This is a genomic window from Bacillus sp. MT94, from assembly GCF_058792475.1.
Genome location: NZ_JBXAEZ010000001.1, coordinates 354,228 through 375,256, shown reverse-complemented (window position 1 = coordinate 375,256; position 21,029 = coordinate 354,228). Strand labels below are relative to the sequence as shown.

17 protein-coding genes and 1 pseudogene are annotated in these 21,029 nt (G+C 36.1%); 4 read left to right on the top strand and 14 right to left on the bottom strand.

Annotated features, from left to right (window positions below; all coding sequences use genetic code 11):
* Nucleotides 1-100 precede the first annotated feature (100 nt).
* The 9 genes and pseudogenes from AC1Q51_RS01860 to moaA form a co-directional block, all read right to left on the bottom strand.
* Nucleotides 101-508 carry an STAS/SEC14 domain-containing protein gene (locus AC1Q51_RS01860; protein WP_225988557.1) on the bottom strand — a complete coding sequence of 136 codons (408 nt, stop codon included), beginning with the start codon at nt 506-508 and terminating at the stop codon, nt 101-103.
* Nucleotides 509-825: 317 nt separating this feature from the next.
* A complete protein-coding gene (locus AC1Q51_RS01855) occupies nt 826-1,743 on the bottom strand; it encodes an AEC family transporter (RefSeq protein ID WP_069355489.1) in 918 nt (305 codons plus the stop codon).
* Nucleotides 1,744-2,044: 301 nt separating this feature from the next.
* Nucleotides 2,045-2,173: pseudogene (locus tag AC1Q51_RS01850) on the bottom strand (PspC domain-containing protein); the annotation flags it as partial.
* A gap of 274 nt (nt 2,174-2,447) precedes the next feature.
* Complete coding sequence (narK, locus tag AC1Q51_RS01845) at nt 2,448-3,617, bottom strand: nitrate transporter NarK (protein ID WP_097912440.1); 1,170 nt, start codon at nt 3,615-3,617, stop codon at nt 2,448-2,450.
* A gap of 80 nt (nt 3,618-3,697) precedes the next feature.
* Nucleotides 3,698-3,931, bottom strand: coding sequence for a molybdopterin converting factor subunit 1 (gene moaD, locus AC1Q51_RS01840; protein ID WP_000573676.1), 234 nt, complete (start codon nt 3,929-3,931; stop codon nt 3,698-3,700).
* Complete coding sequence (locus AC1Q51_RS01835) at nt 3,928-4,398, bottom strand: molybdenum cofactor biosynthesis protein MoaE (RefSeq protein ID WP_000149965.1); 471 nt, start codon at nt 4,396-4,398, stop codon at nt 3,928-3,930. The genes moaD and AC1Q51_RS01835 overlap by 4 nt, the downstream gene beginning before the upstream one ends.
* A gap of 44 nt (nt 4,399-4,442) precedes the next feature.
* Complete coding sequence (locus AC1Q51_RS01830; RefSeq protein WP_492331330.1) at nt 4,443-5,732, bottom strand: molybdopterin molybdotransferase MoeA; 1,290 nt, start codon at nt 5,730-5,732, stop codon at nt 4,443-4,445.
* Nucleotides 5,733-5,774: 42 nt separating this feature from the next.
* On the bottom strand, nt 5,775-6,788 hold the full coding sequence (locus AC1Q51_RS01825) for a molybdopterin-synthase adenylyltransferase MoeB (RefSeq protein WP_097821809.1): 1,014 nt from the start codon (nt 6,786-6,788) through the stop codon (nt 5,775-5,777).
* A gap of 17 nt (nt 6,789-6,805) precedes the next feature.
* Nucleotides 6,806-7,819, bottom strand: coding sequence for a GTP 3',8-cyclase MoaA (moaA, locus tag AC1Q51_RS01820; protein WP_000545008.1), 1,014 nt, complete (start codon nt 7,817-7,819; stop codon nt 6,806-6,808).
* Nucleotides 7,820-8,144: 325 nt separating this feature from the next.
* On the opposite strand from moaA, the gene AC1Q51_RS01815 reads away from it, so the two are divergent.
* Complete coding sequence (locus AC1Q51_RS01815) at nt 8,145-8,837, top strand: Crp/Fnr family transcriptional regulator (RefSeq protein ID WP_000013866.1); 693 nt, start codon at nt 8,145-8,147, stop codon at nt 8,835-8,837.
* 136 nt (nt 8,838-8,973) lie between these two features.
* On the opposite strand, the gene narI is transcribed toward AC1Q51_RS01815, so the two are convergent.
* From narI to AC1Q51_RS01795, 4 genes are read right to left on the bottom strand one after another with little or no spacing between them, the layout of a single operon-like run.
* Entirely contained in the window at nt 8,974-9,663 is a 690-nt protein-coding gene (gene narI, locus AC1Q51_RS01810) for a respiratory nitrate reductase subunit gamma (RefSeq protein WP_000981851.1), read from the bottom strand.
* A 17-nt stretch (nt 9,664-9,680) separates the two neighbouring features.
* Nucleotides 9,681-10,211 (bottom strand): nitrate reductase molybdenum cofactor assembly chaperone, encoded by a 531-nt coding sequence (narJ, locus tag AC1Q51_RS01805; RefSeq protein WP_063220184.1) that lies wholly within the window; start codon nt 10,209-10,211, stop codon nt 9,681-9,683.
* Between the two features lie 19 nt (nt 10,212-10,230).
* Nucleotides 10,231-11,706 (bottom strand): nitrate reductase subunit beta, encoded by a 1,476-nt coding sequence (gene narH, locus AC1Q51_RS01800; RefSeq protein ID WP_063547125.1) that lies wholly within the window; start codon nt 11,704-11,706, stop codon nt 10,231-10,233.
* A complete protein-coding gene (locus AC1Q51_RS01795) occupies nt 11,696-15,379 on the bottom strand; it encodes a nitrate reductase subunit alpha (RefSeq protein ID WP_097925297.1) in 3,684 nt (1,227 codons plus the stop codon). Before AC1Q51_RS01795 ends, narH begins: the two co-directional genes overlap by 11 nt.
* Nucleotides 15,380-15,884: 505 nt before the next feature.
* Between AC1Q51_RS01795 and AC1Q51_RS01790 the strand changes: the two genes are divergently transcribed.
* Genes AC1Q51_RS01790 through AC1Q51_RS01780 form a run of 3 tightly spaced genes read left to right on the top strand, consistent with a single transcriptional unit; the run spans nt 15,885 to nt 20,286 of the window.
* Nucleotides 15,885-16,847, top strand: coding sequence for an AAA family ATPase (locus AC1Q51_RS01790; protein ID WP_001135807.1), 963 nt, complete (start codon nt 15,885-15,887; stop codon nt 16,845-16,847).
* Nucleotides 16,847-18,061 carry a DUF58 domain-containing protein gene (locus AC1Q51_RS01785; RefSeq protein WP_097821811.1) on the top strand — a complete coding sequence of 405 codons (1,215 nt, stop codon included), beginning with the start codon at nt 16,847-16,849 and terminating at the stop codon, nt 18,059-18,061. The genes AC1Q51_RS01790 and AC1Q51_RS01785 overlap by 1 nt, the downstream gene beginning before the upstream one ends.
* On the top strand, nt 18,058-20,286 hold the full coding sequence (locus AC1Q51_RS01780; protein ID WP_492331329.1) for a transglutaminase TgpA family protein: 2,229 nt from the start codon (nt 18,058-18,060) through the stop codon (nt 20,284-20,286). The genes AC1Q51_RS01785 and AC1Q51_RS01780 overlap by 4 nt, the downstream gene beginning before the upstream one ends.
* 83 nt (nt 20,287-20,369) lie before the next feature.
* On the opposite strand, the gene bsaA is transcribed toward AC1Q51_RS01780, so the two are convergent.
* Nucleotides 20,370-20,852, bottom strand: a complete 483-nt coding sequence (gene bsaA, locus AC1Q51_RS01775) for a glutathione peroxidase (protein ID WP_000219434.1) — start codon at nt 20,850-20,852, stop codon at nt 20,370-20,372.
* Nucleotides 20,853-21,029 lie beyond the last annotated feature (177 nt).

Sequence of the window (21,029 nt, the reverse complement as noted above, 5' to 3'; positions counted from 1 at the left end):
CTCAGACAAGCAATTGGACAAGAATCTGTGAAGAAAAATAACGGCAACAATTACGGACATAAAAAACAGTTGCTTGAGAGCAACTGCTTCAATACAGGTTTTATATTGGATATTCATTCAACCAAATTAGCGCATATTCATACTCATCAAAAAATCTCACAGATTCTTTCGTATTAGATTGTTGTAAATAATCCATTATCTCCCCCTCTTCAAGGAGAAATGCAATTGCCTTACTGTGATTCAAAATGGTTTCATTGAAAAACTTCTCTTTCCATACTTTTTGAACAGAAAAATGATTTGGCGTGTATCCTTTTCTATCCACCAACAATTTATATTTCCGCCCTTCGGAAATGAATTGCTGACAAACCTGCTCGAAACCATTAAACCATTCATACACATCATCTGTTTTTATATTACCAACTAGATGGGTAACAATTACATCTCCTGAAACTGTTGTGCTGATATTTTGTTTACTCAACTTGGAATCATCCCCTTTATTTACAATAATACGGAAAAATTACATGGAATCAATAAAGATAAAATTCTTACTTGACGCTCCCCCATCACTATCAACCTAAGCTCATGTAACGTCAATTATAAGCGAGATTGTGTCTTTTTTCGCAAATCTATATGTAGATGCTTTAAAGATTTACATACGAAATAACCCGTAACGAGTTTCCTTTTTTTTGAATTAAGCCACTTGATTATCAGACATAGTACAATTGTAAACGACACTCAATATATTTAAGACTGTTTTCTTCTCATATCGATGGGATTTCCGTCCATCATTTACCGCCTCAAATCTATTCGTTTTTGCACGTACATTCAAAACAAAATATATGACAAATAAATAACGACAGTTACTGTAATAATGCTGAAAAGTGTTGAAAATAAAACGATTTGTGCATGTAATTCAGGTTCTATTTGATACTCCATAGCAATGGTTGATGTATTTCTTGAAGTAGGAAAAGAACTTGCAATAAATAATGATTGTGCAACAATACCATCCATGTTTAGTAGATATATCATAGCAAGTGCTAATAATGGTCCCATCAGTAACCTTCCAATTAAAGCCCATGTTATGACTCGATGGAAAAAATTAAGCTTAATGTTGGATAATTGTGCCCCTAGCAATATGAGTGCTATTGCAACAAAACCATTCGCAAGCTGATTAAGAGGAATAAAGATAGAATTAGGTATTTGAATTGTAAAAGATTGAAAGAAAACCCCTAATACGAGTGCATGAAATACAGGCAGTCTTAGAAATGATTGAATAATACCTCCGATTGTTTTTGTTGCTGATAGTAAGTTATATATCCCATATGAATAAGTTAAAAGATTCTGGAAAATAACAATAAAAATTTGAATGGAAACCCCCACTGGATTGTTACTGAAAATCAATTGACTTACTGGTAACCCATAATTACCGGAATTCATTAACGAAATGCTATTTTTTAGAGCTGCACTTTCTCCTTTTTCTAACTTTAATATTTTTGAAATGAAATGACTTACTATGATCAGACTCAGACTATAAAGCATTAAATAGTATATTATCTGGAGCAACAAACCTGTTTCTATACGAATATCATATATATTCACAAATACAGCCGCTGGCATCAAGCAATAAGTAATAAGTGTAGATAGCTGCTTTAAGTTAAATTGAAACTTTCTTTGTAAGATTGCACCAATTAGCATCAATATTAATATTGGTAATATCACGTCTAATATAATAAAAACAAACATGTAAAACCTCATTCCAAATATATTATAGTTGGATGAAACTCTTTACTAAATATGGACCACATTTAATTCATCGGAAAACACCCTCAGTTCTTAATAATCAGAAAACTAAAATCAATAATATGAAAATGCTCATCAAAAATTCTTATTTCATTTCCCTCCCCTCTCTTTTCTTTAACATATCAAATATAACTCATAAAGAAAATTATGGATTGTTTATACAAATTCATAATTTTATCTTATCGAACTAAACTGTATTCTTTAGTGTAGTACTTTTTTCACAATATCCGTTAGCCTTACCAAAAAATTTGGCCCTAAAAAAATCTGATACTGCAGTTACTATGCGAAGAATACTTACATCAATTCCATACTTGTCGCTTAAACCACCTAACACACCTGATACTTGTTTATCTTGAGTGGACTTATATTTTTTTCATCTAAACATCCCGATTCAATTAAATATTTACATTCTAAAAATGAGTTCGATCTTTAGAATAGATTTAAGATTTCCTTCACTAATCTACCCCTTAATTGAATAACTTTTGACTTCTATATTTTAAAATAAAATTCCATAAACCTTCTGTTTTTCATTTTAAAAGCACATTCTTTTAGAAAACGAGCGTTTGTTGAGATAGCAATAAAAACATGTTGAAGCCTATTACTAAAAAAAACATCCCAATATACTTTGGGACGGTTCTTTTTCCTTATTAATGATTCTTTAACATCACTAACAATTTCTCTTGGCTATACATCCACACTGTAATAATTAAACAAGCAAGTGCGACTTCTGATAACGCCATAAATCCAATTGCATAATGACCTGTTAATTGGAATAGTAATGTTAAAATTAGCGGTGGGAAGAATCCTCCTAGTCCACCTAAAGCTGATACGAGACCATTTACAATACCAGCTTGTTCTGAGAAATACATTGGAACGAGTTTAAAGATTGTACCATTACCTATACCTGCACAAAATGCGACTAGTAGGCAACCAAATGTATACACGTTCATGCTAGGCATAAATGATAAAATAATACCTGAAAGTGTTAAACCGATAAATACAAAGATTAATATTTTAAATGGATTAAACTTATCACCGAGCCAACCACCAATTGGGCGCATAATTGTTGCGAGTACGATGAATCCAGCTGTCCGCATACCTGCATCTACTTTCTCTAATCCGAAGTGAGATACTAAAAAGTTTGGTAAGTATACGGTAAATGCGACAAATGATCCGAATGTTAAAAAGTAAAAGATACATAAAAACCAAAGTTTTTCATTTTTATATACACCTTTTATTTGTTCCATTAATGGTGTATTCACCTTTTTCTCTTTACGATCGCCTAATAAAAAATTCATAAGTGCAAATGCTGCAAGTAAAACCAAATAACATTGTACTGTCGCTCTCCAGCCAACTGAAGTTGCGATAACAGGCGCTAAAAATGAAGTAATGGCTGTTCCGGCATTACCTACACCGTAAATACCATTTACAAAACCGTGACTCTCTTTGGGAAAGTATTTTGGTAAAGAAGTTACCCCTACAGAGAATACAGCACCACCGATTCCGACAAATAATCCACCAATAATTAAATCCATCATAGAATTGGCAACACTAATATAAAAGACAGGAAATAATAATAAAATAAAACTAATAAAGAATAATTTTCTTCCTCCGAAACGATTTGTCCAATAACCAATTGGAATGCGAAGAACAGAACCTAAAATAACCGGTACTGCTGTTACTATAGAAATTTGTCCCGCAGTTAATGGAATATCCGCTTTAATATAAGGCATTAATGATGATAAAATGACCCATACCATAAAACCGATAACTAGATTAGAAGTTTGTAAACTTAATTGAAAATTAGAACTTTTCATCCTGTTCCCTCCTATGTATGCATAGTTATATTCATTCTCTCCAGCCTAATCACGTCCTAACATGATTAGGCTGAAAAGAATCAACCACCACTTACTGGCGGAATCATTGCTACGACATCGCCAACTTGAATGATGTCATCCTCATTTGCATACTCTTCATTTATCGCGACCATAATCTCGTTTGAAATTGCTACATTATATTCCTTAATCAGAACTTCCTTCAGCTTCGCAACTGTAATATTTTCACAATCTATGTGTAATGCTGGCTTACTTACTTCTTCTTGTAAATGTGCAAATAATAGTACTTCAATCATATACTCCTCTCCTTTCCAGGCTCACCATTTGCATATGTTACCTTCTCTAACTGATCACCTATCCATGACTCACCATCTTCCCAAAACTCTTTCTTCCAAATTGGAACAATTTGTTTAATACGCTCCATAATATATTCGTTCGCCTCATATGCAGCTTTCCGGTGTGGTGTAGAAACAGCGACAACAACAGCAAGATCAGAAATTTGTAATGTACCAATGCGATGTGTAATAGCGACATATGTCCCCGGCCACTTCTCTCCTACTTCAGTGCCAATTCTCTCAAGCTGGTTCTCCGCCATTGTCTTATAAGCTACATACTCTAAACAAAGTGTACGTCGACCTTTCGTAAATTCTCTAACAGTACCAATAAAAGTAGTAACCGCACCACACTCACGACGAATTACTTTGTTTGTAACTTCTTCAATTGAAATAGGTGTATCAATTACTTCATAATACGTATGTGTCATCTTGCACCTCTGATCCTTATATAAGTTAGCAATCTCTTTTTCTATTACTTGTATGATCGAAGCGGCTCTTCCCACGGCCACTCACTTCCGACGTTCGATTCTAATAACAGTACCGAAACGGTTATTCCTGTTTCAAATCCTCTCGTTCCTCCCGGCAGAACGATAAATGCATTCGCTTCTGCAATTGAAGAAATTGCGCTAGATTTATCTAAACCGACTGGTGTAACTTGCAATTGCCCATCTACAATTTCTACTCTCCCTCTTACAAAACGAGTAAACGGATTTGCTTTCGAAATGTCTTTCTGTAAAATTGCCTCTGCACGATATATGTGCGGATCTTTCCTATGCAAGTATGTTCCAATGACAGGTCGAACATACAATTCACATCCGACATAACAAGCAGAAGGATTACCAGATAGACCAAATAATAGTTTTCCCTCTAACTCAGCTACAGTTGTCACACTTCCTGGTCGCATCGCTATTTTGTTAAAAAGTACATTAGCTTGTAATCTCTCATAAATAGCCGGTAAATAATCATAGTCTCCTACTGAAACGCCACCAGTTGTAATTAATATATCAACTTCTTTTATCGCTTTTTTTACAGTGTTATAACACGTCTCAAAATTGTCAGCGAATTGCCCATAATACTGTACAATTCCACCTGCTCGTTCAATTTGAGTAGCTACCATATAAGAGTTACTATTTCGAATCTTCCCTGGCTTTAATTGTTCATGTACTTCGAGCAGTTCACTTCCTGTCGTTACAATTCCAATGACTGGCTGTTTTACAACATATACCGTACTATAACCAAACGTAGCAAGAAGTGCTGCAACTCCAGGATTAATAACAGTCCCTTTTTTCACCAGAATGCTATTTTGTTTTACATCTTCTCCTTTAAAAGAAATGTTATCCCCAGCAACAAAGGAGCGTTTCAATTTCATATAAGTCTTTTCGTTTTCTTCAAATCCTTCCGTTAGCTCTAACATAACTACTGCATTACACCCCGCAGGAATTGCCGCACCTGTCATAATACGGACAGCTTGAAATGCTTTCACATCTTCTGTAAAAACAAAACCTGCTCCAATTTCACCAATCACTTCAAACAGAATGGGATTACTGCTACTTGCTTCTTTTGTGTCTTCTGCTCGAATCGCAAATCCGTCGTATGGAGAACGATTGAAATGCGGGACATCATGATCTGCAATAACATCTTCTCCAAGTGTTCTACCGTAGCTTTCTATAAGAGAAACCTTTTCTATTTCACCTTGGTAAGCATATTCCATTACACGTGCAACTGCTTCTGCCACTGGAATTGGTATACGTTTTTCTAACATTCTTTTTCACCTCGTTTTAATAAGGGACAACTCTCTTTCTGTTCATCCTATATATTTTGCGTATAAACGTTTTGCTATTTTCACATCATTTGTTCCATGAATAAATGCCCTACCGTCTGTAAATAAAACGAAACGATATTCATCAATTAGAAATGATAGTAAGTAAGGCGTTTTTTGGACAAGCACACTTTTTTGTAATCGTTTTTGAACTTCCTCTAAATGAAGAACACGTTTTACCCCTGAACGGATTTGAACCGTATTCCGTCCGCATAGCACTTCCATTTTCATCTGTGCTTCAAATGTTAAACTTGGGTACGTGCGTGTATTTCCACAAGATGAACATGTATTTTTCTTCTGTCTATTTACTTTTAATGAGAGATATTGATTGTTCCAAATATCAAATGATAACATTGTTCCTCTTAGCGCCTCGAAATCATCCACCAATATTTTCATCGCCTCTGTTACTTGATGAGCAACGACCATTTGTACAGCTGGTTGAATGATTCCTGCTGTATCGCATGTTGCACTGCCCATAGGATGATCCATTAAGCAGCGAAAACATGGTGTTTTCCCTGGAAGAATTGTATACGTTACACCGTAACTTCCAATACATCCACCGTATATCCAAGGTATATTTTCTTTTTGTGAAATGTCATTTATAAGTAGGCGCGTATCAAAATTGTCAGTCGCATCTAATATGAGATCCACTTCTTTTGTTAACTCTTTTATTTCTTGCAGTGTGACATCCGATACTACTGGTACAATTTCCACTTCAGAATTAATCTTTCTTAAATGCTCTGCCGCTGCAATTGCTTTCGGTTTGCACTGCTGTGCATCTTCTTCTGTATATAACTGTTGCCGTTGTAAATTACTCCATTCGACGTAGTCACGGTCAGCAATTGTCAATTTCCCAATTCCCATTCTAACAAGAGCTTCTGCATTTGCAGCTCCTAGTGCACCCGCACCGATTAGGAGCACATGCTTTTCTCTTATTTTTCTTTGTCCCATTTCACCAATTCTAGAAAACAATACTTGTCTTGCATAACGCTCTTGCATAAGAACTCCGCCTTTCACTATCCACCAATGTAAGACATTTCAACTTTTGGACGTTTACTTGTACTTTCAACTGTTCTTTCATCTGAATATCGATCTGTTCTATATCGCCATGTATGTTGTAAAATTTTTAATAATGAGGCGTCAGAAATATTTTCTCGAAGAAGCGTTCGCAAATCCGTTCCTTTTGTTCCAAATAAACATGTAAAAAACTTACCGTCTGCCGAAATACGGGCTCTCGTACAAGAAGAACAAAATGACTCAGAAACAGAAGTAATAAATCCAACTTCTGCATCGCTCCCTACATATCGATACATTTTCGCAACCTCTCCAAAGTAACGAGGTTTAACAGGCTCAATCGGATATACACGATTAATCTTCTCTATTAATTGTTCCTTCGTAATAACTTGTTCAAAGTTCCAGCCGTTTGTACTGCCCACATCCATAAACTCTATAAAACGGAGCTGAATTTCTTTTTCTTTAAAGTAACGAGCCATATGAAGAATTTGACTATCATTCATTCCTTTTTTTACGACCATATTTACCTTTACTTCTAACCCTGCGTTCTTCGCTTCTTCAATTCCTTTTAATACAGGTTTTGTGCTTACATTTCGTCCATTAATTTTTTTGAAGACATAATCCTCTATCGCATCTAAACTAATATTTACACGTTTTAATCCCGCTTCTTTTAACGCCTTTGCTTGTTTTGCTAAATGAATACCGTTTGTTGTGAGTCCAATATCTTTTAAGCCTTCTAGCTTTGCAAGTCTTGCAATTAACGTCGGTAAGTCTTTACGCAATAAAGGTTCACCGCCAGTAAGCCTAATTTTATTGACTCCCATACTTATAAATAATCTCGCTAATCTTTCTATTTCATCGAACGTTAATAAAAGCTCTTCCTTTAAAAAAGCGTAATCAGGTCCGAACACTTCAGCAGGCATACAGTATGTACACCTAAAATTACAACGATCAATAACTGAAATACGTAAATCTTGAAGTGGCCGTTCTAAAGAATCTTTCATGTTCTCATGCATCTATATCCCTTCTTTTCTGCTGCAATCCTTAGTAAGCTTTCAATTTTTTTATTTGCCTTCATTATAAAAAAGAAGCTACATATTCAATGTGACTTTTCTCACATTACTTTCCCCATTCAAAAATTCTTCACAAATCCGTTCGAATTTTGTTCACATCTTTAATCTCATCCACTTTGTCTATTGAATTTTTCAAACTAAAAACTGAAGATTTCTTCCCCTTACGGTCATTGAAATTTCAATTTATTTTTAAAATAGCTCTTGCATTTTCATCATACTTACACTCAAAATAGGAAATGTATTGCTTATAAGAAGAAAGGTGATCACTGTGGCAAACAGTATGACATTATCTCAAGATTTAAAAGAATTACTTGCATCTGTTGAATATAAAATGCAAATTAAAAAAGGTAGTTTTATTTTTCAAGAAGGTATGGAGGCAACAGAGCTCTATATCATCCACTCAGGAAAAGTACAAATTAGTAAATTAAGTGCTGACGGACAAGAATTGACACTTCGAATTTGTTCGGAATATGACATTATTGGAGAACTAACATTATTCACGGACAATGCGAAATACTTATTAAATTCAAAATGCCTTGAAGATGTTGAAGTAGGAGTTATAAAGCGTGAAGCGTTAGAAAAAGCATTACTCCAAAAACCAGCACTTGTATTTGAATTTATGAAATGGATTAGTGAACATTTAAGAAGAATGCAAACGAAGTTCCGAGATTTAGTATTACACGGCAAAAAAGGTGCCCTGTACTCTACTCTTATACGAATGACAAATAGTTACGGTGTATTAAAAGAAAATGGGATTCTCATCGATTTACCATTAACAAATCAAGAACTTGCTAATTTCTGTGCAACTTCACGTGAAAGTGTAAATCGAATGTTAAATGAATTAAAAAAGCAAGGTACAATTTCAATTCATAAAGGAAAGATTACAATCCACGATTTACAATTTTTAAAATGTGAAATTGCTTGTGAAGATTGCTCTGCTTCTGTTTGTAGCATTGATTAGCATCTTATTTAGATGCTAATCTTTTTTCAATTTAAACTACTTATTAACGGCTATTCCCTATATAAACAAAAACGAGGCCTTCCATATTAGACCTCGTTTCGTTTTAGCTGCTAACTCCTATCTGTTTACAGCAGTATTATTTTTTCAACTCATTAGGAATACGTCTTCTGTAAATTACATAACTACGGCTTACATATTTAATTGGGGCACTAAATACATGTACTAGTCTTGTAAATGGCCACACTGCGAATAAACCCATCCCTGCAAGAATATGAATTTTAAACCATACTGGTACTTCCGTCATATATTCAACTTTCGGTTGGAAAATAAAGAGACTTCGGAACCAAGGGCCAATTGTTGTACGATAATCAAATCCTTTTGAATCGATATTTAAAAATGTTGAAGAAAGTCCTGCTAACATTACGATAAGTAATAAAATAAGCGCAATATAATCTCCCTTTGTGCTCGTTGCAATGATACGTTTTACAGTTACGCGGCGGTACGTTAATATAATTAAACCGATGATAGAAGCAACACCTGCCGGAAGCCCGAAACTAATTGCCATTATGTGATACGTATGCTCAGAAATACCTATCGAACGGTATACAGCTTCTGGAATTAATATCCCCATAACATGACCGCCAATTACGAACATAATCCCAAAGTGGAATAATAGACTTCCGATTCGGAGCATTTTCTTTTCTAATAGTTCACTAGATTTTGATGTCCATCCAAATTGATCATAGTTGTATCTAAAAATATGTCCACCGATAAAGATTGCAAAAATGATATAGGGAAACAATACCCATAGAAATTGATTCATCATTTTAACAACTCTCCTTTCTAATTTGTCTGTACATCCCATGCTTCGATAGCGAGTAGAACAGCCGCAAGAATTGGTTCATACATACTACCTGCTTCTTTTAACTGAACGTGTAATGCTTGTATATTCTCCTTGTATTTATTCATAATTGGTTCACTGTCTTGCTCATTTGCATTTGCAAAAAACTCAAGAAAAAGTGGTAAATAATCAGGTAGTTCTTTATCCGTTACTTCAAAACCAGATTTTTTATAATGCTGCTTTAACTCTAATAATTCAATACCTCTTTCTCTTTGTTCACCAGTGTTCATATAAGTAAGATACATATTTGTTTTCTTACCAAAATCGAATGTATATACGTAACTATCAATGAGTTGATCATTCGTTTTATGTAGCGCTTGCTTTATAAAGGCTGTAAGTGATGCTTTAACTTCTTCCTTTTCTATCGTTTCAATCTCTTCTTGCAATTCAGTTACAGCTTCTCTCCACCCTAGTTCAGGATAGGAGAGAAGAAAAGAAGAACAAGAAAAAGCAGTTTGTAAACTTTGTTTCATCATTTTCTGCCCCCTTTATTTAAGAAATTGTCATACAAGAGCCTGGACCACCTGCGAATGCTAAACCACAGCTTCCTTGTTCGCTATATAAATCTGCCACTTGTTCACGGTGAGTGCCCGGAATGACGAAGCGATCTTTATATTTCGCAATAGCAAGAAGACGATACATATCTTCTACATCCTGTTTTGTTAAACTAAGTTCTTTTAATACAGCTTCATTTGGCTCTTTATTAATTTGCAGCGCTCTCATATGCGTTCGCATAACAGCCATTTTCTTCAATGTAAGACGAATGTGTGATTCATCTCCTGCAGTGAGTAAATTCGCTAAATATTGAATTGGAATACGCATATTATCGATAGCAGGGAAAATCTCTTCTGCTTGCCAGTTACTGCCTTTCCCTTCCACCATATTCATAATTGGGCTAAGCGGCGGAATATACCAAACCATCGGCATTGTACGGTACTCTGGATGAAGAGGCAGAGCAATTTTCCAATCGATAATCATTTTATAGATTGGTGACTCTTGTGCTGCTTTAATCCATTCTTCAGGAATGCCTTGTTTTTTCGCTTCAGCTGCTACTTCTGGATCATTTGGATCTAGGAAAACAGTAAGCTGAGATTCATATAAATCTTTTTCGTCTTCAACAGAAGCTGCTTCTTTTACTTTGTCAGCGTCATATAGCATTACCCCAATATACCTGATACGTCCCACACATGTTTCTGAACAAATTGTTGGCATACCAGCCTCAATACGTGGGAAACACATTGTACATTTTTCAGCTTTATTCGTTTGCCAGTTAAAATACACTTTTTTATATGGACAAGATGATACGCAGAACCTCCAAGCACGACATGCATTTTGATCTACAAGAACAATGCCGTCTTCTTCACGTTTATACATCGCACCAGATGGACAAGATGATACGCAAGACGGATTCATACAATGTTCACATATGCGTGGTAAATACATCATAAAGACGTTTTCAAAATCTGTTTTAATTTCTTCTTCCATTTTCTTTACGTTCGGATCTTGTAATCCTGTTATATGTCCACCAGCTAAATCATCTTCCCAGTTCGGACCCCATTCAATTTTGTCGATAAATTCGCCTGTAATTGCTGATTTCGGACGAGCAACTGGTTGATGCTTACGCTGCGGGCTATTTGTTAATGTTTCATAATCATAATTCCAAGGTTCAAAGTAATCATCAATTGTTGGTTGATCTGGATTGTGGAAAATGTTCATAAGACGTTTCATTTTCGAACCAGATTTCAGCTGAATTTCACCATTTTTCAATTCCCATCCGCCTTTATATTTCTCCTGATCTTCCCATTGTTTCGGATAACCAATTCCAGGCTTCGTTTCTACGTTATTGAAGTACATATATTCCGCACCTGGACGATTTGTCCAGGTGTTTTTGCACGTTACGCTACAAGTATGACAGCCGATGCATTTATCTAGGTTCATTACCATTCCGACTTGCGCTTTAATCTTCAAGCCAATCTACCTCCTTCAGTTTACGGATTACAACATTTAAATCACGCTGGTTCCCAGTCGGACCATAATAGTTAAATCCATAGCTTAATTGGCCATATCCACCAATCATATGTGTTGGTTTAACATGAATACGGGTTGGACTATTATGCGTTCCCCCACGGGTGCTTGTTAATTTCGTACCAGGCACGTTAATGTGGCGATCTTGCGCATGGTGCATAAATGCCATTCCCCTCGGTATACGGTGCGTTACAACAGCACGCGCTACGACAACACCGTTACGGTTAAAGCACTCGATCCAATCATTATCAGCAACGCCAGCTTCTGCAGCGTCCTCTTTATTCATCCAAACAGTTGGACCACCTCTAAACAGCGTTAACATCGGTAATGAATCGAAATACATACTATGAATCGACCACTTATTATGCGGTGTTAAATAGTTTAGTGTAATCTCTTTCCCTTCTACTTCAGGGCGTGACTTACGGAACGGTTTATGTTGCAGAATTGGTTTAAATGTTGCCATCGTTTCACCAAATTCTTTCATCATGTCATGGTCTAAGTAGAAAGATTGTCGACCAGTTATCGTTCTCCAAGGAATAAGACGTTCCACATTTGTTGTAAACGGTGAGTAACGTCGTCCACCTTTTTCTGAACCTGTAAAGGCCGGAGAAGTAATTACTGTTTTCGGTTGTGCTGTAATTTGTTCGAATGTAAAGCATTCTTCTTCACGTTCTTCTGCTAAATCACGTAATTTTAGATCTGTTTGTTTTTCAAGTGCTTCCCATGCTTTTACTGCCATATGACCGTTTGTTGTAGAAGAAAGCGTTAATACCGCTTCAGCAGCATTGATTGCTTCTTTTATGTCTGGGCAACCTTTCGCAATAGTATCCGTTCGAACAACTCCTAATTTGCTCTTTAATTGCTCATACTCTTTTTCAGCTGACCAAGAGATCCCTTTCGTACCAATCGGTTGTTTTCCGGCATTTGGTCCAAGTGCTGTCATTTTGTCATAAATCGTTTTATAATCCCTTTCAACAACATGAATTTGTGGCATCGTTTTACTCGGGATTGGTTCACATTCACCTTTACTCCAATCTTTAATCTTGCCAAGTGGTTGCGCTAATTCTTGCGGTGTATCATGAAGAAGTGGTGTTGCAACAACTTCTTTCATTGGTTCAAGATCTATTTTCTTCGCTAAATCTGACACAGCTTTAGAAAGTGAAGTGAAAATATCCCAGTCAGAGCGTGCTTCCCACGGTGAACCGATTGCTGGATTAAATGGATGCACAAATGGATGCATATCTGTACTACTTAAATCATGTTTTTCGTACCAAGTTGAAGCAGGTAAGACGATATCAGAATACAGCGCTGTTCCAGCCATACGGAAATCTAAATTAATGAGTAAATCAAGCTTCCCTTCTGGTGCTTCTTCATGCCACTTAATTTCTTCTGGTCGTAATGAATCACTATCGTCATTCATTAATCCGTTTGTTGTACCTAATAAATGTTTTAAGAAATATTCATGCCCTTTACCAGAACTTGAAATTAAATTCGCACGCCAAACGAATAAGTTGCGCGGGAAGTTGTTTTTATTATCAGGATCTTCAATCGCAAATTTCAGTTCTTTTTCTTTTAATTTTTGTGCAACATATTTTCCGATTTCTTCTTGCGTTGTTGCACCAGCAGCAACAGCTTCTTTATATAATTCAATTCCATTTTTCTCGAATGTTGGATAAGAAGGTAACCAGCCGAGTCGTGCTGCTAATACATTGTAATCACCGTGATGTTGATAGCGTGAGTTACCTTCAATTGGTGATGCTAAATGTCCAACAGGTGTATCTTCATAGCGCCATTGATCTGTTACGAAATAGAAGAAAGACGTACCATTTTGTAATTTTGGTGGCCCTTGCCAATCTTTTGCCATCGCGATTGTTTGCCATCCTTCTGCAGGTCGTAACTTTTCTTGACCAACATAATGCGCCCAACCACCGCCGTTTACACCTTGTGCTCCAACGAGAAGAACAAGATTTAAAACAGCGCGATAAATCGTATCAGAGTTAAACCAGTGGTTAATACCCGCTCCGACAATAATCATTGAGCGACCATTCGTATCAACAGCATTTTGTGCGAACTCACGAGCGATTTGAATAATAAGCTCACGTTTTACTCCTGTCATTTTCTCTTGCCATGCAGGTGTAAACGGTATGTCATCATTGAAGTCTTTCGGCTCTTGTCCGCCAAGCCCTCGGTTCACTCCGTAATTTGCTAACGTTAAGTCGTATACAGTTGTAACGAACACTTCGCCTTCTTCTGTCATAACCTTTTTCACTGGAATTGTACGTTCTAATACTTTGTTTCCATCATCAGAGAAGTACGGAATTTGTACCGTTCCAATCGATTCTTCCATTCCAAGTAAAGAAAGACGTGGATCAATCTTTTCACCTGTTTCTTCATCTTCTAAACGCAAGTTCCATTTCTTTTCGTTATCCCAACGTGAGCCCATTGTGCCTTGAGGTGTTGCAAAATCATTCGTGTTCTCGTTCCAAAGAACAGGTTTCCATTCTCCTAACTTCGTTTCGCGTCCAATATCAGCAGCGTTTAAGAAACGATCAGCAACGAATTGATCTCCTTTTTGTTTCAATGTGACAAAGAAAGGAAAATCAGTATATTGCTTCGCATACTTTGTGAAATATTCCACTTGATTATCTACGTAAAATTCTTGTAAGATCACATGCCCCATTGCCATCGCAAGTGCACCATCTGTACCTTGTTTCACACTAATCCAATCATCCGCAAACTTTGTAGATTCAGCGAAGTCAGGGCTGACAGAAACGACTTTCGTTCCTTTATATCGAACCTCTGCTAAAAAGTGAGCATCTGGTGTTCTCGTCATCGGTACATTTGAACCCCATGTCATAATGTAACCAGAGTTATACCAGTCACTACTTTCTGGTACATCTGTTTGATCGCCCCAAATTTGCGGAGAAGCTGGTGGTAAATCTGCGTACCAATCATAGAAACTAAGCATCGGCCCACCCATAAGTTGCATAAAACGACTACCAGCAGCATGACTTAACATCGACATAGCTGGAATTGGTGAAAAGCCAACATTTCGATCTGGCCCGTATTTAATTACTGTATAAAGTAGAGAAGCTGAAACGAGTTGTAATACTTCATCCCAATTCGCACGAACGAATCCACCTTTACCACGCGCCTGCTTATACTTACGTGCTTTTTCAGAGTTTTCCACAATGTTTTTCCAAGCATCTAGTGGTGACTTGTGCTTTTGTAGTTCCTCTTGCCACATACTCCAAAGAACACCACGTACATACGGATATTTCACACGAAGTGGACTATAAATGTACCAAGAAAAACTCGCTCCACGCGGACATCCTCGTGGTTCAAAATCAGGCATATCTGGACCTGTTGTTGGATAGTTAAGCTCTTGCCCTTCCCAAGTTACAATTCCATCTTTCACATATATATTCCAGCTACATGAACCAGTACAGTTCACGCCGTGTGTAGAACGAATTACTTTATCATGCTGCCAACGCTTTCTGTACACATTTTCCCATTCGCGATCTTCATATGTTTCTTGTGTATGATTATCGTTATAACGATCTATTGGTGAAAAATATTTTAAACGTCTCATTAGTGCTGAAGTTTTTTTCTTCATACTGTTCACTCCTTTAATACGTCTCTCTTACATACCCTTACTATAAGAGAGGTTGTAAAATACAGATGTGACATTTCGCACAGTTCAAGAGATTGTCAAAAATTCAGTAGAAAATAAGTTTGTGAGAAAATCTTGTGTTCCGTTGTGAAGATTATGGTTAATCTTAATTATTAGGAGAATGGTATTTTGAGGTATCGACTATTTTGCAAAAGAAAAAGAGTTTTGATATTATTTCAAAACTGCCATAAGGAAAAGAGTATAAATTGTATGTAAAAAAATTTTTCCCAATGTTATTATTTTATATCGAGTCTGATTTTACATAAAAATACAAATCATTATTTACTGTATTGCCCTTAGTTACGGAAACAATTATACTAGATGTAATCGAAATAAATAATCTGAATATTCTCAGAATTTAAGGTAGAAGTTTTACTATCTACATATAGAATTAGAAATATGTCCACTAAATTGATTAGAAAACGATAATAACATTAGGAGGATTACGATGCCCCAGCTTGATTCATTACATCCCACTGTAGAAAAAATAATCAATAATATTGAAAAAATAATGGTCGGAAAACGAAAAGAAACAATCTTAGCTTTGACAGCTCTCTTAGCTGAAGGTCATGTGCTATTAGAAGATGTTCCTGGTGTCGGGAAAACAATGCTAGTACGTGCCCTTTCTAAATCCATTGATGCTGATTATAAGCGAATTCAATTTACACCTGATTTATTGCCGTCAGATGTAACAGGAGTTTCTATTTATAATCCGAAAGAGCTCCAATTTGAGTTCAAGCCTGGACCAATTATGGGGAATTTTGTACTTGCTGATGAAATTAATCGTACATCTCCAAAGACACAATCTGCTTTACTTGAATGTATGGAAGAAGGCAATATTACAATAGATGGCATTACAAGACCTTTACCAAAACCGTTCTTTGTCATGGCTACACAAAATCCGGTCGAATATGAAGGAACATATTCTCTACCAGAAGCTCAGCTCGATCGTTTCTTATTGAAACTAAAAATGGGATATCCTACACCAGAGGAAGAATTTGAAATTTTAAACCGGATGGAAAAAACAAATCCACTCTCTCAATTACAGACCATTACTACAATAGAAGAATTAATTTATTTACAACAAAGCGTACGGGTAGTAAGTATGGACAAAGCAATTAAGCATTACATTGTAAAGCTTGTTAATCAGACTCGTACGTACAGTTCTATACAGTTAGGTGCAAGTCCACGTGGCTCGATTGCTTTAATGAAAGCTTCACAAGCTTATGCATTTATCCATGGCAGGAATTATGTTATTCCAGACGATGTTAAATTTTTAGCTCCTTACGTTTTAGCACATAGACTCATTCTAAAAATGGAAGCAAAATTTGAAGGAATAACAGGAGAACAAGTTATCGGAAAAATCGTTGCACGAACTACCGTGCCTACTCAAAGGACGATGAACCCTTGATGAAACGAATGCTGCGAGCGCTATATCACGTTATGAAGTTATTGCTACTCCCTTTATGTCTAGTCTTAACATTTGTGTACGCTATGCTTCAAGGAGGGTTTGTCAGTTGGTTTTTGTTTTACAGCACAATTCCCATTGCTCTTTATTCGCTACTACTCCCCTTCTACGCTTTACGGGACGCTGAAGTAAAACGAATAACAAACCAAAATGGATATGTAGTAGGAGAACAATTTGTAAGCACGATTACAATAAAAAGAAAATTTCCTTTTCCCTTACTTTATTTAGTTATAGAAGATGAACTGCCACCACAATTTATAAGTTGTAAACAAACAAAGATGAATAAGGTAGTACTCTTCCCAGGATTGAAACGAAATATTTCGTTTCAATATGTTATTAACACAATCCCTAGAGGCGAGCACACTTTTTCAAGCGTTCGTGTCAAAACTGGCGATTTATTCGGCATGATAGAGAAAGAAGTAACTTTTTCAGTTCCAGATACATTTTTAGTCTATCCCCAGTATGTAGATATAGCATATCGACAATTGGAAAATCATTTCGAACAAGGAGCGCTTTCAGCAAATATAAATTCAGCAAAAGACTCTACAATCTCTGTCGGTGTCAGAGACTATAAACCTGGTGATCGCTTTTCATGGATTGATTGGAAAGCAACTGCACGAACAAACACTATTATGACAAAAGAGTTTGAACAACAGCGCAGCCATAATGTCATGATATTCATAGACAGAACCGAGTCTCCTCTATTCGAATCAGTCGTCACATTTACTGCCTCTATCGTAAGGACTGTCTTGAAACAAAATTCACCAGCATCATTCGTGTCTATCGGAAAAGAACAAACTATTTTCCCTTTAGACAATGGAGATACGCAGTTACAACAAATCCTTTGTCATTTAGCAAAAGTGCAAGCAGACAGTGTATTCCCGCTCTCCCAGAGTGTAGACATGGAACTAAGAAAAATTTATGAGCCCGTCACGGTTATACTCGTGACCAGTAATCTTTCTCCCGATATTCAAAAGGCGGCTGATTGTGCCGCTATAAGAAATAGAAAATGTATGGTTTTTGTCGTGAAAGAAAAAGCGAATCAACTTTCACACCGAGAAATCAGTATAATAGAAACTCTAAAAAAACGACAAATATTTGTAAACACGGTTTATGAAAACCGTTATACAAACGTGTTTTTTGAGGTGAGCAAATGATAACATTACAAACAAAATACAAGTGGGATACGAACAGATTCTTTATGCATGCATGTGTATTTCTTCTTTTACTAGAATGGCTAAGACCTCTTATAGGTATTACAAATGTAGGTAGATTAGATATTTTCGTAACATTTATAGGAATTTGCTTCGCTCTCTCTTTTTTTCAAACGAGGTGGCAGATTCCAATAAAAATTGTCACAGTCCTATTTATCATTCATTCCCTATATTATAAAAATGCTTTTATAAATCCATCTTGGCTAACAGCATTCTTTTCTGATATGTTTCGAAATTCCTCCCTGTTTTTCCAAGGGAATTTACTAGATATTTCTCCAGTTTTTCCGACGGTTTTATTTTTTCTCTCATTTTGGTTTTTGAGTTCTTTTACTTCATTTTGGATTATTCATAAAAAACGTGGGTTTCTATTTCTTGTATTGACTATTATTTATATCGCAACTTTTCATAACTTACATTTATACAATGCAAACTACGCTATTATTCGTACTGTTGTCATCGGCTTTTTTATGCTTAGTCTTCTTCAAGTAGAACGAATAAAAGAACGTGAACACTTACAAAATTATGCTAGGGAAATCTCAAAATTACTTAGACCACTTACAATATTTATTGTATTATTAGCAACCATCGCATACTTTGCTCCAAAATTTGGCCCTCAATGGCCAAACCCAATGGATTTCTTAAAATTCAACACATCTGAAGCAAGTAAAGAAAAAAAAGTTTCTACAATTGGGTATGGTTTAGATGACTCACGATTAGGTGGTCCTTTTAAGGCGGATCCTACAATTGTTTTCACAGCACAAACGCAAAACAAACAATATTGGAGAGTCGAAACGAAAGATTTTTATACCGGAAAAGGCTGGGAGGTTTCTGAAAATCCGAAAAAGGTTTCTTTTAAAAATAAAAACGACGTCGTAAGCTGGTACGAACAAAATACAAAAACAGAAACTACTGAGGCAACAATTACCATGCAAAAAAGTTACCCTCACCTTACCTATCCAGCAGGATTAGTAACAGTTGAAGCTTCTTCTGATGTATCATACAGTGTTGACCCGTTTTCAGAAAAAATTTATACAATGAATGGAGACTCTTCTACTACTTTACATTCGTATAAAGTAACATATGAGATCCCTGAGTTTTCCATAAAAAACTTGAAAGCTGTAAAAACAAATGAAGGTCAAGAAACAAATCCTTATTTTATGACAAAGTACACACAACTTCCCGAGTCATTACCACAGCGCGTAAAAGACTTGGCTATCAATCTTACAAATGATAAAGACAACCGATATGATAAAGTATTAGCTATTGAAAATTACTTCACAGACAACTCTTTTACATACGAATCAACGAATGTCTCATTCCCTGCCAAAAGCCAAGATTATGTAGATCAATTCCTTTTCGATACAAAAAGCGGCTACTGTAATAATTTTTCGACGTCTATGATTGTACTACTTCGTTCTGCCGGGATTCCAGCTCGCTGGGTGAAAGGCTATACAGAAGGAACTCTTGACAATACACTTGCCTCTGCAGAAGGTGAGGATGTTTATACAATCACGAACGATAACGCACACTCTTGGGTCGAAGTATATTTCCCAGAATACGGATGGATTCCATTCGAACCGACAAAAGGATTTACTAATCCCTATAATTTTATAAATAATACGCCTGCTCCTATTTCACAAAATAGCGAAGCAAATAATTCTAATAACGAGCAAATACAACAACGAAATAATGAAGCAAAACTTAAAAGTTTAATTGAAAATACAGAAGAAGCTTCTACTAAAAAGGTCACAAATTCTAAAACTAGTTTTTCTTGGTGGTACGTATTCCTCTCTACGATACTAATTAGTATTATAGGATACATTCTCTTCACCACTAGAATGAAATGGATGACATTTCTTATTATTCATTTCTATAAATACCGAAAAGATGATGCTGTTTATCAAAAAGCTTACGGTGCACTTTTAAAACAATTTGCGAGAATTGGCATACCACGGGGTGAAAGTCAAACATTCCGAGAATACGCTCTCCATATCGATACACTTTACAACTCGGCCGATATGCAACAACTTACTGCCAGTTATGAGAACGCTATGTATCAACAGGGGCAGGCTACGGTAGAATGGAAGAAATCCGTACACTTATGGGAAGTACTTATGAAAAAAGCAGCTTCTCCACCTAAATCAGATGGCTTTGATACAGTTATTTAATCTTGAAAATTTGAGTTTAAAGAAAACGTCTCAAAGAACTACATTGTTCTTTGAGACGTTTTTTAATAAAGTGAAACTCCTACTTATTCCCCAAGCACCTTCTCAATCTCAACCTCTAAATCTACCGGCTTCGTCTGCGGAGCAAAACGCCCTACTACTTTCCCGTCTTTTCCGATTAAAAACTTCGTAAAATTCCATTTCACTGCTTTCATACCAAGTAAACCTGGTGCTTGTTCTGTCATGTATGTATATAGAGGGTGAGCCTTATCACCTTTCACATCAACCTTTGCAAACATCGGGAAGTTTACACCGTAGTTTAATTCACAAAAACTAGTAATGTCCGCTTCTGTACCTGGTTCTTGTCCCCCGAATTGGTTACAAGGAAATCCGAGTATTTCGAGTCCTTGGTCTTTATATTTATCATATACCTCTTGTAATCCTTTATATTGTGGTGTGAAACCACATTTGCTAGCTACATTGACAATAAGAAGTGCTTTTCCTTCGTAATCTTTTAACGATTTTTCTTCACCTGTAATTGTTTTAGCTGAAAAATCATAAACTGTCATTGTCTTTGCCCCTCTCTTCACTATCATTCTATGTTTATACTATACTACATTCGTGAATATACAGCTCTTATTACGTACTTATAAGTTGTAATGATAGCGCTTTATTTCTGTTCGAAAATTCGACACAAACTACTAGACTTTTATGATGGAAAGTTTTACAATTGAAATGTGAACAAA